This is a genomic window from Pedobacter sp. KBW06 (assembly GCF_003852525.1).
Lineage (GTDB): Bacteria > Bacteroidota > Bacteroidia > Sphingobacteriales > Sphingobacteriaceae > Pedobacter.
Genome location: NZ_QAJL01000005.1, coordinates 849,151 through 863,580, shown reverse-complemented (window position 1 = coordinate 863,580; position 14,430 = coordinate 849,151). Strand labels below are relative to the sequence as shown.

Annotated in this window: 9 protein-coding genes; 8 read left to right on the top strand and 1 reads right to left on the bottom strand. The window is 45.6% G+C overall.

The genetic code is table 11. The annotated features are described in order from the left end of the window. Positions 1-54: 54 nt before the first annotated feature. Together DBR43_RS29685 and DBR43_RS29680 are read left to right on the top strand one after the other, a co-directional pair. Positions 55-915, top strand: coding sequence for an SDR family NAD(P)-dependent oxidoreductase (locus tag DBR43_RS29685; protein WP_199757162.1), 861 nt, complete (start codon positions 55-57; stop codon positions 913-915). Then, a complete protein-coding gene (locus tag DBR43_RS29680; RefSeq protein ID WP_124586931.1) occupies positions 899-2,470 on the top strand; it encodes a class I adenylate-forming enzyme family protein in 1,572 nt (523 codons plus the stop codon). The genes DBR43_RS29685 and DBR43_RS29680 overlap by 17 nt, the downstream gene beginning before the upstream one ends. On the opposite strand, the gene DBR43_RS29675 is transcribed toward DBR43_RS29680, so the two are convergent. Beyond that, complete coding sequence (locus tag DBR43_RS29675; RefSeq protein ID WP_124586930.1) at positions 2,441-5,050, bottom strand: MGH1-like glycoside hydrolase domain-containing protein; 2,610 nt, start codon at positions 5,048-5,050, stop codon at positions 2,441-2,443. The genes DBR43_RS29680 and DBR43_RS29675 overlap by 30 nt on opposite strands. Positions 5,051-5,169: 119 nt before the next feature. On the opposite strand from DBR43_RS29675, the gene DBR43_RS29670 reads away from it, so the two are divergent. The 6 genes from DBR43_RS29670 to DBR43_RS29645 all read left to right on the top strand — a co-directional run bounded on the left by DBR43_RS29670 (position 5,170) and on the right by DBR43_RS29645 (position 14,429). After that, entirely contained in the window at positions 5,170-6,231 is a 1,062-nt protein-coding gene (locus tag DBR43_RS29670) for a helix-turn-helix domain-containing protein (protein ID WP_124586929.1), read from the top strand. Between the two features lie 93 nt (positions 6,232-6,324). Next, entirely contained in the window at positions 6,325-6,519 is a 195-nt protein-coding gene (locus tag DBR43_RS33245) for a hypothetical protein (RefSeq protein ID WP_199757161.1), read from the top strand. A gap of 166 nt (positions 6,520-6,685) precedes the next feature. Further along, positions 6,686-9,082 (top strand): outer membrane beta-barrel family protein, encoded by a 2,397-nt coding sequence (locus DBR43_RS29660; protein WP_124586928.1) that lies wholly within the window; start codon positions 6,686-6,688, stop codon positions 9,080-9,082. A 152-nt stretch (positions 9,083-9,234) separates the two neighbouring features. Then, positions 9,235-9,801: an RNA polymerase sigma factor gene (locus DBR43_RS29655; RefSeq protein ID WP_124586927.1), complete on the top strand. Its 567-nt coding sequence runs from the start codon at positions 9,235-9,237 to the stop codon at positions 9,799-9,801. 65 nt (positions 9,802-9,866) lie between these two features. After that, entirely contained in the window at positions 9,867-10,838 is a 972-nt protein-coding gene (locus DBR43_RS29650; RefSeq protein WP_124586926.1) for a FecR family protein, read from the top strand. A gap of 192 nt (positions 10,839-11,030) precedes the next feature. Continuing rightward, positions 11,031-14,429, top strand: coding sequence for a SusC/RagA family TonB-linked outer membrane protein (locus DBR43_RS29645; RefSeq protein WP_199757160.1), 3,399 nt, complete (start codon positions 11,031-11,033; stop codon positions 14,427-14,429). Position 14,430 lies beyond the last annotated feature (1 nt).

Sequence of the window (14,430 nt, the reverse complement as noted above, 5' to 3'; positions counted from 1 at the left end):
CATATCTTTTAAAAGTAAGAAATCTGACCAGAACCAGGGCTAATCTGTAAAACATTGGAAAAGAAGAAAATACTGGAACGCTTCCTGTTTCCATCGGTAAAAGTAGATCAAAATGACCTCAGCAAGGCGATAAGCGGCAAGATTGTGTTGATCACAGGGGCCAGTTATGGCATTGGGGAATGTGTGGCTTCCGGTCTGGCAAGCGCAGGGGGAACCCTGATTTTGGTGGCGCGTACGGAGGACAAGCTTCTGGCTTTAAAGAAGGAACTGGAGCAGCGCGGGGCTGTGGTTCATACTTTTTCTGCAGACCTCAGAAAGGAGGAAGAGCTCGGTGCTTTATTCGAATACCTGCAAAGGTATTCCTTAGAAAAGGTAGACATTCTGATCAGCAATGCCGGAAAGTCGATTCACCGCCTGGTTTACGATTCTCTGGATCGTTTTCATGATTTTAAACGGACCATGGCGCTCAATTATGAGGCTCCGGTACAAATGATGCTGAAACTGATTCCTGCACTGGAGGAGAAAAAAGGACAGATCATCAACATTTCTGCGATCAATGTGCTTTTGGCACCCGCTTCGGGATGGGCGGCTTATCAGGCCTCCAAAACGGCATTTGACCAATGGTTTCGCTGTGTTTCGCCGGAACTGAAGGCCAGGGGAATTGCCTGTTCATCGCTTTATTTTCCACTGGTCCGCACCCGCATGATGGCGCCGACTGCTGCCTATAACGACATGCCGGCAATGCAACCCGGGCAGGCTGCACAAATTATCTTTCGGGCGATCATCAACAGGAGCCGGATTTATTCGCCCTGGTGGGTCTTTCCTGCTCAGGTTTGTTCTGTGCTCTTTCGCCGTCCCTGGGAATATTTGATGGCTGCTAACCTCAAGAAAAAGAGCGATGCTAAAGGCCATTAAACTGCTGAAAAAGGCAAAACTCTTTTCTGTCAAAGGCATCTTTTATTTGCTGAAAGCATTATTCAGAAGAGGGGTGAACCTGGTGGCCATTTTACGTTTGGCGGCCTGGTTATATCCTGATCACCTTGCTTTAGTTCATGAGAAAGACCGTTTTACCTATCTGCAGCTCTACCGTCTGGTAAGGCAGCTTGCCCTCAGGCTGAACGAAAACCACGGGATGAAAAAAGGGAACAAAATTGCCATTATCTGTGCGAACCATCCTGCATTTATCAGTGCTCTTTTTGCTGTCGCCTATCTTGGAGCGGATGTATACCTGCTGAATTCGGAAATGGGGACTGCACAACTGCAGCGGCAGGTGAACGAGCATCAGTTTGACTTTATCATTTATGATCCTTCTTTTTCTTCCCTTATTTTGGAGATGGGTTATGAAAAGCGAAGCCTTGCCGCCAATGGGGAAGGGGAAATTACCGTAGCCCGTTATTTAAAGGACAGTGAACATCTGCCAACAGGGAAAAAGATCAAAAGATCCAGTTTCAACCGGGTGGTGATTCTAACTTCAGGAACAACGGGGCTTTATAAATCTGCCGCCAGGAAAGCCTCTGTTTCCGCTTATACCGGATTGTTTTTATCATTGCTGGACCGGTTGAAATTTGAAAATTATCAGTCGGTATATGTGGCCACGCCGATTGCCCATGGTTTTGGCCTCGCGGCACTTTGTTTCTCTTATCTGATGGGGAAGGACGTTTATATCCGGACCGGATTTGACCATAAGGCCGCTTGTGCGGTGATCCGGGATGAACAGATTGAATCCGTTACCTTGGTGCCGCTGATGCTGCGGCGCATGCTGGATGAGAACAAAGAGGCCCTTCAATCGCTCAAATGCATCGTTTCCGGTGGGGCAGTCCTTTCTCCTGCTTTAGCCGAAGAAGCGGTTTTGGGTTTAGGCAATAAGCTGTTCAATCTTTACGGCACGTCTGAAGCCGGGGTTTGTCTGCTTGCCGGACCTGAGGAACTGATAAAATACCCCGGAACAATAGGAAAAGCACTGGAGGGCGTTTGTCTTGAGATCAGGAACAGGCAACTCTGGATAAAATGTGCCTGGTCTGCGGAAAGAGATCGCTGGATCAATACCGGCGACCTGGGTTATCAGGATGAGGAAGGCTATTGTTACCTTTTGGGCCGTGCGGATGAGATGATCGTTTCCGGAGGGGAGAATGTTTACCCTTATGAACTGGAGCTCCTGCTGATGCAGCACCCCATGGTTAAGGAGGTGCTGGTAACCGGAATCGCGGATGCCGGCTTTGGGCAACGGCTGGCTGCATTTGTAGTGCTGAAAGATGTTGCGCCCCTTGAAGATTTTGGGGTTCCGAAGGAGAAGGTACCAGCTACAACAGAAGCAACCAAAGCCGCAATCCTGTCCTGGCTTTCCGGAAAAGCGGCGCGTTACCAGATGCCAAAGCACCTGGTATTTACCAACGAGATCCCGCTGACTTCCATGGGGAAACCCGATAGAAAGGCAGCAAGGTTAGGGCTCGATCAGGAGATTCGCGATTAATGCTGTCCATCCCGTTTGGTGGGAAGCGCCCAGCCCTTTGCCATGGTCTCCGTTAAAATATTCATTAAACAGCAGGTAGTCTTTAAATTCCGGGTCACGCTGTAGTTTTTCGTGTTCCCCGAAACACGGACGTTTGCCTTCCTCATTTGGTTTAAAGATTGCGATCAGCCTTTGGGAAAGCGCAAGGGCGATTTCTTTCAGTGACAGGAAGCTTCCTGAGCCTTTGGGATATTCGACCTTAAAATCATCGGAATAATAGTCGTGGAAACGCAGCAGGCTCTGTATGATCAGGAAGTTGACCGGCATCCATACCGGGCCACGCCAATTGCTGTTGCCGCCGAACATGCCGCTATCGCTTTCTCCGGGAACATATTTCACCACGAATTCTTCTTTTTCTGTAGGAAATACATAGGGATGCTGTTCATAGCTTTTGGAAAGGCTTCTGATGCCATAATCGCTTAAAAATTCAGCTTCATCCAGCATTCTGTTGAGGATCAGTTTCATGCGGTGGCCCCGGAGCAGGCTCAGCAAGTGCTTGTCGTCGGTCCCTTTTTCTGTCCACCTTGACACCAAAGAAGCCAGGTCCTGCCGGTGTTCCAGAAACCATTGCATTCTGCCGGCAAATTTGGGCAGTTTTTTTAAGGTTTCGTCCGTGATGACTGCTACGGCAAACAAGGGGATCAGGCCCACCATACTGCGGAGTTTCAACTTCACCGAATGGCTGTCGTCGGTACTCAGTTCATCGTAAAAAAAGCCATCTTCTTCATCCCAGAGCCCATTATCACCCACACCCATGATGTTCATGACGGCACCTGCGATATATAGAAAATGCTCGAAGAACTTGGAAGCCATATCTTCGTAAACCTTATTGTGAAGCGCCAGTTCCAGCGAAATCTGCATCATGTTGAGGGCATACATGGCCATCCAGCTCGTTCCGTCTGCCTGTTCTATGCGGACACCGGAAGGAAGTTTGGTATTGCGGTCGAACACCCCGATGTTGTCCAGGCCAAGGAAACCTCCGGAAAAGATATTACTTCCTTTATCGTCTTTACGGTTTACCCACCAGGTAAAGTTGATCAGCAGTTTTTGGAAAACAGACTCCAGAAAAAACAGGTCGCCTTTACCATTGTTTTGCTGTTTGTCCATTTTATAAACCTCCAGCGTGGCCCAGGCATGGACCGGAGGATTGGTGTCGTCAAAATTCCATTCGTAGGCCGGTAACTGTCCGTTTGGATGCATGTACCATTCCTTGCAGAGCATGGAAAGCTGTTGTTTGGCAAAGTCAGGATCTACCAGGGCGAGGCTGACACAATGAAAACCCAGGTCCCAGGAGGCATACCAGGGGAATTCCCATTTATCCGGCATCGATATGATGTCGGCATTGTTGATGTGTTTCCAGTTCAGGTTCCGGGAAGTACTGTGTCCTGCCGGAGGCGGAAGTTCGGCCGGGTCGCCTTTGAGCCAGCGGCTCACACTATAATTGTAAAACTGTTTGTTCCATAGTAATCCTGCCAAAGCCTGGCGATGAATCAGGCCTTCCTCTGCAGGCAGGGTTTTCTTTTGCAAATCCTGGTAAAACTCATCCGTTTCCTGTTTACGGAGCGCAAAGATCTTTTGGAAATCGGCGAAAGGTTTGTTTTTGCTGCCTTTACAGAGCCTGAATTGTAGGGTTAGCGTTCCCCCGGCAGGGAGCTCCGCAGAACAAAGTGCCGCCACTTTCGTACCTGTTCCGGCCGGGTTAACGGCCTTTTTCAAGTTGTCGGCTAGATAACTGTTGAACGCATCTTTATAATATCGTTTGCCGTTGTCATAGCTGTAAAGCCTCATGGTATTGCTTTCATTCTCGGTAAACAGCCATTGCACCGGGTTTTCTGCATAGAAAAAGTAATCGCCTAAAGTATGGTGCTGTATGAAAAGCTCAGACGGGCTTTTTTGGGAAATGGACAGGTCCTTATCGTGATGGCCCCATGACCACCTGTTTCGAAACCAAAGCGTGGGCAGTACTGTTAAAGGGGCGGGGTTTTCACTTCGGTTATGTGCGGTAATTTTAATCAGGATGTCTTCTGTATCCGACTTTGCATATTCGATAAAAATATCAAAGTATTCATTCTGCTCAAAAATCCCCGTATCGATCAGTTCAAATTCAGGTTCATCCCTGCTTCGGCGGGCATTTTCCTTCAACAGGGACTCGTAGGGAAAGGCCTGCTGCGGATACTTATACAGCATTTTCAGGTAGGAATGGGTAGGTGAGGAGTCCAGGTAGTAAAAGAGTTCTTTTACATCTTCGCCATGATTGCCTTCGCTATTGGTAAGGCCATAAAAGACTTCTTTGAGGATCGGGTCTTTTCCGTTCCAGAAAGCTGGTGCAAAACAAAGCAGCTGCCGGTCGTCGGAGATGCCGCCGATGCCTTCTTCTCCCCATCGCCAGGCTTTACTTCTGGCCATATCATGGGTGCTGGATTGCCAGGCATCCCCATTATCGCTGTAATCTTCTCTGACGGTTCCCCACTGACGGTTGGAGACATATGGTCCCCATTTTTTCCAACCTTCTGTTTTAATGCGCTTTGCTTCCTGACTCATCTGCATAGTTAAAATTGATCTTTAAAGTTAGCACTTTAATCTTTTCTAAAAATGCAGCTCAATGTCAATTTGCAAGCTATTTGCATTACCTTTGAAAGGCTGCAACCTCTAAACCATTTATGAACGTCGGTAAGGAACTCTTGTTTTTTTTTAGCGCTTTAGGAGCTTTTAACGGCTTAATCCTGAGTCTGTATTTTTTCTTTTTCAACAGTAAGAAGTACCTGAGTAATTATTTTCTTGGCGCTTTGTTGTTTGCTTTAAGCGTGCGGATTGGTAAATCCGTTTTCGTATATTTTGATGGCACGCTTCCGCGGATTTATCTGCAGATTGGTCTTTCTGCCTGTTTTTTTATCGGTCCATTCCTTTATTGTTTTGTGAAATCCGCTGTTAATGGGCTGGATACCATGCCGAAGTTCTGGAAATGGATGATTGCTTCCCAGTTTGTGCTTATCCTCCTTGCGGGGATCTCTTATCCGTATGAAAACTATCCCGGGCTGTGGAACCAGTATTTTAGCAAGATCATTTATTCGCAATGGCTGATCTATGTTGTTCTTTCCTCTTTTGTGATGAAAGGAATGCTGAAAAAACTGTTTACAAAAGGACTTCCAATGAATGCTGCCGAAATCTGGCTGCTCATGATCTATGTTGGAAATGTGGTGATCTTCATTACATTTTTTCTGAGCCTGATCCGGGCACCATTTTCATCCTATATTAGTGGTTCCATTGGCTTTTCCCTCATCTTATACGTGATTATTTCGGTGCTTTTATACCGGAAGAAGACCGACGATTTATTCCTGCTTGCTCCCAATAAATACACCGGTAAAAAGCTGAATGAGGGCGAGGCCGGAATGTTGCTTGGGAAACTGGAAAGGCTCATGAACGAGCAGGCCGTTTACAGGAATCCGGATTTGAAATTAGTTGATTTGTCGAAAGGGGTCAATGTGAGCAGTCACCATTTGTCGCAATTTCTGAATGATAACCTCGGGAAAAACTTCACCACCTTTGTCAATGAATTCCGGATCAGGGAGGCTTGCAGGATCATTTCAACAGACCACAGGCTTACCCTGGAATCTATAGGTTATGAGGTAGGTTTTAATTCCAAGTCCACTTTCTTTGCTGCTTTTAAGAAAATTACAGGGACTACTCCTTTAAATTATCAGCAGAATACGTTAAAAGCCTGATTTAAAAGTGTTAAATGTCTTATTTTGATCCTGTTGATATTTGATTGGAAAATAATATTTCCTATTTTAGTTCGAAGCTAAAATTTTAAATATATGAAAACTCCACATGCTAAAATTCAAATTCAGGCTGTTTTAACCAAGGCTGATCTTTCCAAAATTATGGGCGGTAATTCTGAGCCCGGAGCGGAGGATGAAAATGCAGCTGCTGCCCATAAACGGATTAGTGATGTTGCACCGATCCTGATCGGCGGGGTACTGATTGGGGCTGCTGCACAAATAGCGAAATAGCAAGCCTTCTGAGCAACGCTTTAAACGAAAGGGCCTTTTAATGTAGTATTGAAGGCTCTTTTCGTATGAATTTATAAATTCGTACTCCTGATTATTGTTTCCGGCACCTCTTGCCGGAGCCTGCTGCTGACTTTTGTGAAAAAGAAAAACCAAATCCGATTCACAAATGAAAACCCTGCTCATTGCATTCCTTACTTTTTTAATTTTAATCTTCCAGTGCCTGAAATTAAAGGCCCAGAATATCCGGAGCATCTCCGCCAGGGTAATAGACTCCAGACAGGAACCCCTGATGGGAAATGCATTGCTCCATTCGCCTGATGATCCTGCCTTTGTAAAAGGGATTAGTTTCCTCAACGGCCGCTTTGAGTTGTCAGAGATCAACCAGAAAACGCTGACTTTGAAATTGACTTCTTTGCTCTTTGCCGATACCCTGATCAGCATCAAATACAAGGGGGCGGCCCATGTTGATTTGGGAACGATCGTGATTAAAGCACAACACGTTCAGTTGAACGAAGTTCAGATCAGTGCCCAGCCTTCCTTAACCAGGTCTCTGGCCAACGGAAACCTGGAAGTGAAAGTAGCCAATACCATTCTCGCGAACAGCAGTTCCTTAACCGAAATACTCAGCAAGGCCCCCAATGTCATCGTCAATGAAGGACAGATTTCTGTGGCCGGTAAAGGGGAAGCCAGCATTTACCTCAACGGCAGGCTCATTACTTCCGAGCGGATGTCTGCGATTCCGACTTCGCAGATCGAGAAGATTGAGGTCATTTCCAATCCTTCTTCAAAATATGATGCCGAAGGAAAGGCGGTCATCAATATCATTACCAAGGTCAATGCCGGGATGGGGGTGCTCGGTTCTGTTGGCCAGCAGGTTACGGCATCTGAATTTGCAGGACTGAATACCAATACCCTGTTTGACCTCAACTACAACAAAGGAAAGTTTGCTGTGGTAGGGAATTACGGGTTGTTTCAGGGGAGGACCCGGGAGCGGCTGTATACCACCAGAACCCGGCCATCTGAAGAAGATTATTTACGTTCGGAACTAACCACAAACTGGAGACGTAAACTCCGCAATTTCTCCAACTTCGGATTGGGCGTCCAGTACAACCTCAGCGAAGACAAGAACATTTCCCTGGGCTACAACGGGAATTTAGAAAAACAAGGGGGAGGCCAGGACAGTAGGAACAGCATCAGCAACCAGGAAGGAACGCGTTTTTATACCAGCGATCTCAAAAAGAACGAGCAACGCTTAAATCAGTCCTTTACCCTTAATTATAACCAGACCATAGATACTCTGGGTTCTGTATTATTTCTGGGAACCCAGTATTCGGACTATCATGCCGACATCAATGACCTTATTGACGAACGCAGTCTCATCGCCGGGGCGGATGGTTTCAGGTCCCTGAAAAATGATGTCGAACATCAGATTTCGATTTCCAGTACCCAGGTAGATTATTCCAAAGTATTTCGCAGCAGGGAGAAACTCGAGTTTGGCCTTAAATTCAGCTATGTGAATACCAACTCCGGAACAGATTTCCTCGTAGCAGACAATGGGGGCGCGTTTAAGCCCGATGAAAACCTGTCCAGTGATTTTGAATACCGGGAAAAAATACCGGCTGCCTATCTCAATTACAGCGGCATGATTATGGGGAAGACGAACTTCGGAATCGGCTTTAGGGGAGAGTGGACCGATTATACCTTAAATACCAGTGTGGCGGGAGGACAGTTGCTCCGGGATCATTATTTTAACCTTTTTCCCAACCTCCTGCTCAGCAGGACGATTACAGAGCGGCTTAAATTGAGTGCCTCCTATGTATCGAGGATTACCCGGCCAAGGTATCAGGCATTAAATCCCTATGTAATTTATCAGGACCCTTTTACCACGATCGAGGGAAATCCGAACCTTCAGCCGGAGAAAGTCCATTCCTTTGAATTGGGGGCAAATTACCGGAAAGTCGACTTCAGGATTGGATACAATTATGTGATTGATCCGCTTAGTGCCGCCGCTTTGAGGGGGAATACACCAAACAGCTATGTTTTAAAAGGCATCAACCTCGATAAAAGTCATACTTATTTTGCCGCGCTGTCTGTCCCGGCAACGGTGGGGTTTTGGACCGCCACAAATACCCTGAACCTGAGTTATGCTAAAATGATAGACGATCAGTATTCTTTTATCGCTCTGCCTTCAAAGCCGCAATGGTATTTATATTCCAGCAATACCTTTAATGTAAAAGACCTGTTTAAATTGCAGCTTCTGGCCTGGTATCTCGGAACACGCTCTTCCGGATTGTACCAGGACCGGAGCAGGTCTTTTGTGAGCATAGGTATTGATAAAGACCTTTTTAAAGGTGCGCTGAAATTGAAGTTCCTTGCAAACGATATTTTTAACCATACCAACAGTTCCGGGAATTACAGTGTTGGGCAAACTGATATTTTCTACGACAGAACCTATAATAACAACTATTTCAGGCTGATGGCCAGCTATAGTTTTGGGAAACTGAAGAACAACAATTACAAAAATAAGGCAACGGGACAATCAGAAACCAACCGTGCAAACTAAAAAAATAAATTATTTATCAGAACACTAGCTTGTTTGATTAAAAACATATTAAATTCACGTTAACTTTTAACTAACGTAAACAGGATTTATTAATTGAATTTAATGGTCCTGGATTTAATATTTTATTTAACCTCTCAAAATCAAGCTATAAAATGACGCTGTTATACTCAAAAACTTGTTCAGAGCTTGAATTCGAAAACCTCTTTAATACCTATAAGGGACAGGTGTATACCCATGTATTTCTGGTGACGAAATCACGTTATGCGGCCGAAGAAATTACGCAGGAGATATTCATCAAGCTCTGGCAGCATAAGGATTCCCTTCCTGAGGTTAAAAATATGGACGGCTATCTTTATACCATTGCAAAGAACCATTCGCTGAATTTCCTGAGAAAGGCAGCCAGCGATCTCAAAATGACAAATGAGCTGATGCGTATTGCTGTGGTTGCAGATTTCAGTATGGAATCGGAGTTGCAGGTGACGGAATATAAGAAGCTGATTGGTGAGGCGGTAGAAAGTTTGTCGCCACAACGGAAGATTGTTTACCAGCTGAGCAGGGAGCAGGGTTTGTCCTATGATGAAATCGCTGCGCGTTTAAACCTGTCCAAGAACACGGTAAAAAACCATTTGCTCTCCTCGGTGGAGCTGGTCCGGGCATATCTTCATAGAAACGGAGTGGATTCCACGATCATTTCGATCTTGTTTTTTAACTTCTGTTAATTTTTTTTCAAACGGATTAGTCTGTTCGTCGTTTTGCTGTGTCTTTATGGAAACGACCGTTAAGAATGGAGACGAATCAAAGAATTTCAACCCTTTTTACCAAATATCTCGACAACAACTGCAGTCGGGAAGAGTTCGATGAATTTATTCATCTGATCAAAACGACCGGTAATCTGGAAAGTATGGACGAGGCGATGCGGCTGAACTGGGATTATGCTAAGGAGCAGCCATTGCCTTATACGCTCAGCTGGAATGAGGTCAAACCGGCAGCACTTCCACAAAGAAAATTAACTTCCCAGACCACGGTCTGGCTCAAATACGCCGCTGTGCTGTGTGTCCTCCTGTTTGCCGGATTGGTTGGGCAGCAGGTGCTGGACAAGGACTCCATGTATCATCGCTTCGGACAGGCCAGTCTTCATGTTGCCTCCGGTAAAACCGGAGTAGTTGTCCTGGAGGATGGTACAAAGGTGACCCTGAATGCCAACAGTGATTTACGGTATCCAAAAAAGTTCCGCGGACAAACACGTGAAGTTTATTTAACAGGAGAGGCCTACTTCCAGGTGGCCCAGAATGTAGAAAAGCCATTCATTGTTCATTCGGGCAAATTGAAAACCCAGGTATTGGGCACCAGCTTTACTGTAAATGCTTATGGTAATGACCAGCCGGCCGATGTTTCCGTACTTACCGGAAAGGTGAAGGTGCAGGACCAGCAAAGTAAGCGTTCGGTAGTGCTGAACCCCGGGGAAACAGCTGCTAATGATAAAGACGGATTTCGCTTATCCCGTTTTGCCAATCCGGAAGACGTGATCTGCTGGATTGATGGCAAAATGATCTTTGAAGACCTGAGCCTGAGGGATTGTGCCTTAAAGCTGAGCAATAAATTCGGGGTCAGGATTAAGATCGCCATTCCCGGCGCATCGATTCCGCGGATTACCGCAATTTTTCAGGATAAAACATTACCCGTGATATTGAACGCAGTTACCAAACAGAGCCATACGAGGTATAAACTGTGGAACAATACTTACATCATTTATTGATGATGGCTTGAAGATACCAGACCAACAATTAACCAAACTACTAACCAAATATTCTCGCCTATAGGAAAAAAGATCGCCTTTAAAAAAAGGTCGAATGTGGTACCAGCACATCCGACCTCTATCTGAGCTTTGCTCAAATCAATCATAGCAGTCTTTAAAAGACATGACAATTACTATAACTATTTCAAATATATGACAAAAAAAGCATTATGCTTTCGCCATCTGTTTAGCAGGGCGAAAAGAATATCGGTGATCATCATGATTCCAATACTTTGTGCATTAAATCTTCAGGCCAGGTCTGAACCTTCGCAATATCTGGATATGATTATTTCATTGAAAGTCAGTGATATGCCTTTGAAAGAGGTGTTTAAGAAAATCAACAGGCAGACAAAGATCAGCTTTGTCTTTAATCATGATATTGTTACAGATCAGGAGATCAGTATCGATGTAAAAAGTGAAAAATTAGGCCAGGTGCTTCAGCGCATTTTAAACCCTGTAGGGATGGACTATAGTGTAAGCGACGACGTGATCCTGATCCGGAAAAAAGCAATGCAGAAACCTGAAGTAAAGAAGCCAGCTGAATTTCCGGTGACTGGTGTGGTGACCGACCAGGGCGGAATGGTGATGCCCGGGGTGAGTGTAAAAGTGAAAGGAGGAACCGGAGGTTCTATGACCAATACCTCCGGTCAATACAACATAAAAGTACCCGATGAACAAAGTATCCTCGTGTTTAGCAGTGTTGGGTTTCTTAGCCAGGAAATCCGTGTAAACGGACGAAAAACAATCGATGTGAAGCTTCAGGAGAATGCAAATGTTTTGAGTGATGTGGTAATTACCGCATTGGGCGTGACCCGTTCCAGAAGGGCGCTGGCTTATTCTGTAACGGAAGTGAAAGGAGATGAGTTTACCCAGGCAAGGGAAAACAATGTGGCCAATGCCCTGATCGGTAAGGTGGCCGGGGTAAATGCAGCGGGGATTTCTACCGGACCGGGAGGTTCGAGCCGTGTCGTAATCCGCGGTAACGGCTCCTTATCAGGAGGAAACCAGCCTTTGTACGTGATCAACGGAATGCCACTGGAAAATTCTGTTCCAGGGGGCAGTGCAATTACAAGCGGGGGGATTGGAAACGTAGACCGTGGGGATGGGATTTCCAGCATCAATCCGGATGATATCGAGTCGATCAGTGTGTTGAAAGGTGGTACTGCCGCTGCATTATATGGTGCCAGGGCTGCAAACGGGGTGATCCTGATTACGACAAAAAAAGGGAAAGCCCAAAGGGGGATCGGGATAGAGTACAATGGAACTTTTACCGCCGAGACTCCTACCGTTTTACCCGATTGGCAATATGAATATGGACAAGGTATTCTGGGCGCTAAGCCCCTCACAAAAAATGATGCGATAATCAGTGGAAGGCGGTCCTGGGGTGCTAAAATAGATGGTTCGGCTTATATCGGGATGGACGGAAATGAGCATCCTTACTCCGCGCAGAAGGACAATATCAAGCATTTTTACCGCACAGGTACCAATTTTACAAATACCCTGGCCTTTACGGGAGGGACAGAGAACCTGGCTTATCGATTTTCTCTTGCCGACCTGAACAGCCGGAGCATTTTGCCAAACAGCAGCTATCACCGTCAGGGAGGCAACCTGAGTGTGAATGGTAAAATGGGTAAACGTGTGAGCTTTGAGGCCCTCGTTCAATATAATATTGAAAAAGGGAAAAACAGGGCCAATGCCGGAGATGCTTTTGGGAATCCCAACTGGAGTCCTTATATGATCGCGAATACCGCAGATATTCGCTGGTTAAAACCAGGTTTTGACAATAATGGCACTGAAATAGATTGGAACGATGCCAAGGTTGCGACCAACAGTTATTTTGTAGTCAACAAGTTTAAACAAAATGATACCCGAAACAGAACGATTGCCCAGGCCGCAATTACTTACGAAATCCTAAAAAACCTCTCTGTGAAGGGAACCGTAAGTCGTGATTTTTACAATTACGACTATGCTTATATTACCCCAACAGGAACGCTTTACCCTTCTCCGCTGCCGTTAAATGAGCTGAAAGTGGATGCCTCTGAAACAAACGGTTTGCTCAGTTTGAACTACAATGGCAAGCTGGGCAAGGATTTTAACCTTACCGCTTTTGTTGGCGGGAACCAGCAAAGGGCAGTATATAACCAAATCAATATACAGGGGACCAGTTTTGTGATTCCTAACTTTTACAGTTCTACCAATGCCACCATAGCGACGATTCCTACAAATAACAGAACGGCGATCAACTCATTTATGGGTTCTGCCGATTTGAGTTTTAGGAGTATTGCTTATCTGACCGTTACCGGGAGGCAGGACTGGTTTTCTACTTTAAGCCCTAAGAACAACACCTTGTTTTACCCTTCGGTAGGTGGAAGTTTTGTGCTTTCTGAGGCATTAAAATTACCGGAAGTCGTAAATTTCGCGAAGTTGAGGGCGTCCTGGGCACAAGTAGGGGGCGGTGCACCCAATCCTTATCAGATTAACCAGGCTTTTACCATTAGCCCCAGTACCGGAGCGACCATTCAAAACGTGTCCAGCCTCAACATCACCAATAAAGACCTGAAACCTTATACCTCTACCACACTTGAGGCAGGGTTTGAAGCCAGGTTCTTTAACAACCGTTTGGGAATTGATCTGACCTTGTACGATCGCAAAACGACAAATGATATTGTGCAAACGACACTTTCAGGAACGACGGGCTATAATAACGTGATTTTAAATATCGGGGAACTGAGCAATAAAGGAGTGGAATTGCTGCTGAACGGAACACCTGTCAGGTCAAACGATTTCAGCTGGAATGTGAGTTACAATGTGGCCTATAACAAAAATGAAGTCGTTAAGCTGGCTGAAGGTTTAACGCAGATTCAATTGGGAACAACTGTAAATACATGGGCCTATATCAATAATGTGCTTGGTAAGCCCTACGGTGCGATTGTCGGGACCCGCATGGCCAGAGATGCCAGTAACAATGTGATTTTTGGTACTGATAACCAACCGGTCATCTCTAGTCTGCAATATCTTGGCAATGGGGTAGCTCCGCTCACCATGGGGATTTCCAACGATTTTAAATATAAAAATTTCTCCCTGAATGTATTGATCGACGGAAAATTCGGCAACAAAGTGTTCTCCGTGATGGAGATTTATGCGACACGCATGGGATTGATGAAAAGCACCTTGCCCGGAAGGGAAAACGGCTTACAGTTAACAGGTGTAAAACAGGATGGAAGTCCCTATTCCTATCTCGTTCCTGTTAAGGACGTACCCAACTACTATGACAATACCAGGAGGTACGCCGAATTGTTTGTTCATGATGCGGGATTTGTAAAATTAAGGCAGGTGATCCTGAGCTATAACCTTCCTGCAAAACTGCTGAAAGCAGCAAAGGTAGAGGGTGCATCGGTTTCATTTGTTGCACGGAACCTGTTTATCCTGTACCGGAAGACTAAAAATTTCGATCCCGAGTCGAGCTATACCAATGGGGTGACTCAGGGTTTCGAGTCTCTCGGATTGCCGAGAACAAGGAGTTTCGGACTCAACCTGATGGTTAGATTTTAAT

Bases quoted from the DNA above. Each gene is read 5' to 3' on its own strand.
- DBR43_RS29680 (WP_124586931.1), top strand. From the start codon at position 899: ATGCTAAAGGCCATTAAACTGCTGAAAAAGGCAAAACTCTTTTCTGTC.
- DBR43_RS29675 (WP_124586930.1), bottom strand. From the start codon at position 5,050: ATGAGTCAGGAAGCAAAGCGCATTAAAACAGAAGGTTGGAAAAAATGG.
- DBR43_RS29670 (WP_124586929.1), top strand. From the start codon at position 5,170: ATGAACGTCGGTAAGGAACTCTTGTTTTTTTTTAGCGCTTTAGGAGCT.
- DBR43_RS33245 (WP_199757161.1), top strand. From the start codon at position 6,325: ATGAAAACTCCACATGCTAAAATTCAAATTCAGGCTGTTTTAACCAAG.
- DBR43_RS29660 (WP_124586928.1), top strand. From the start codon at position 6,686: ATGAAAACCCTGCTCATTGCATTCCTTACTTTTTTAATTTTAATCTTC.
- DBR43_RS29655 (WP_124586927.1), top strand. From the start codon at position 9,235: ATGACGCTGTTATACTCAAAAACTTGTTCAGAGCTTGAATTCGAAAAC.
- DBR43_RS29650 (WP_124586926.1), top strand. From the start codon at position 9,867: ATGGAGACGAATCAAAGAATTTCAACCCTTTTTACCAAATATCTCGAC.
- DBR43_RS29645 (WP_199757160.1), top strand. From the start codon at position 11,031: ATGACAAAAAAAGCATTATGCTTTCGCCATCTGTTTAGCAGGGCGAAA.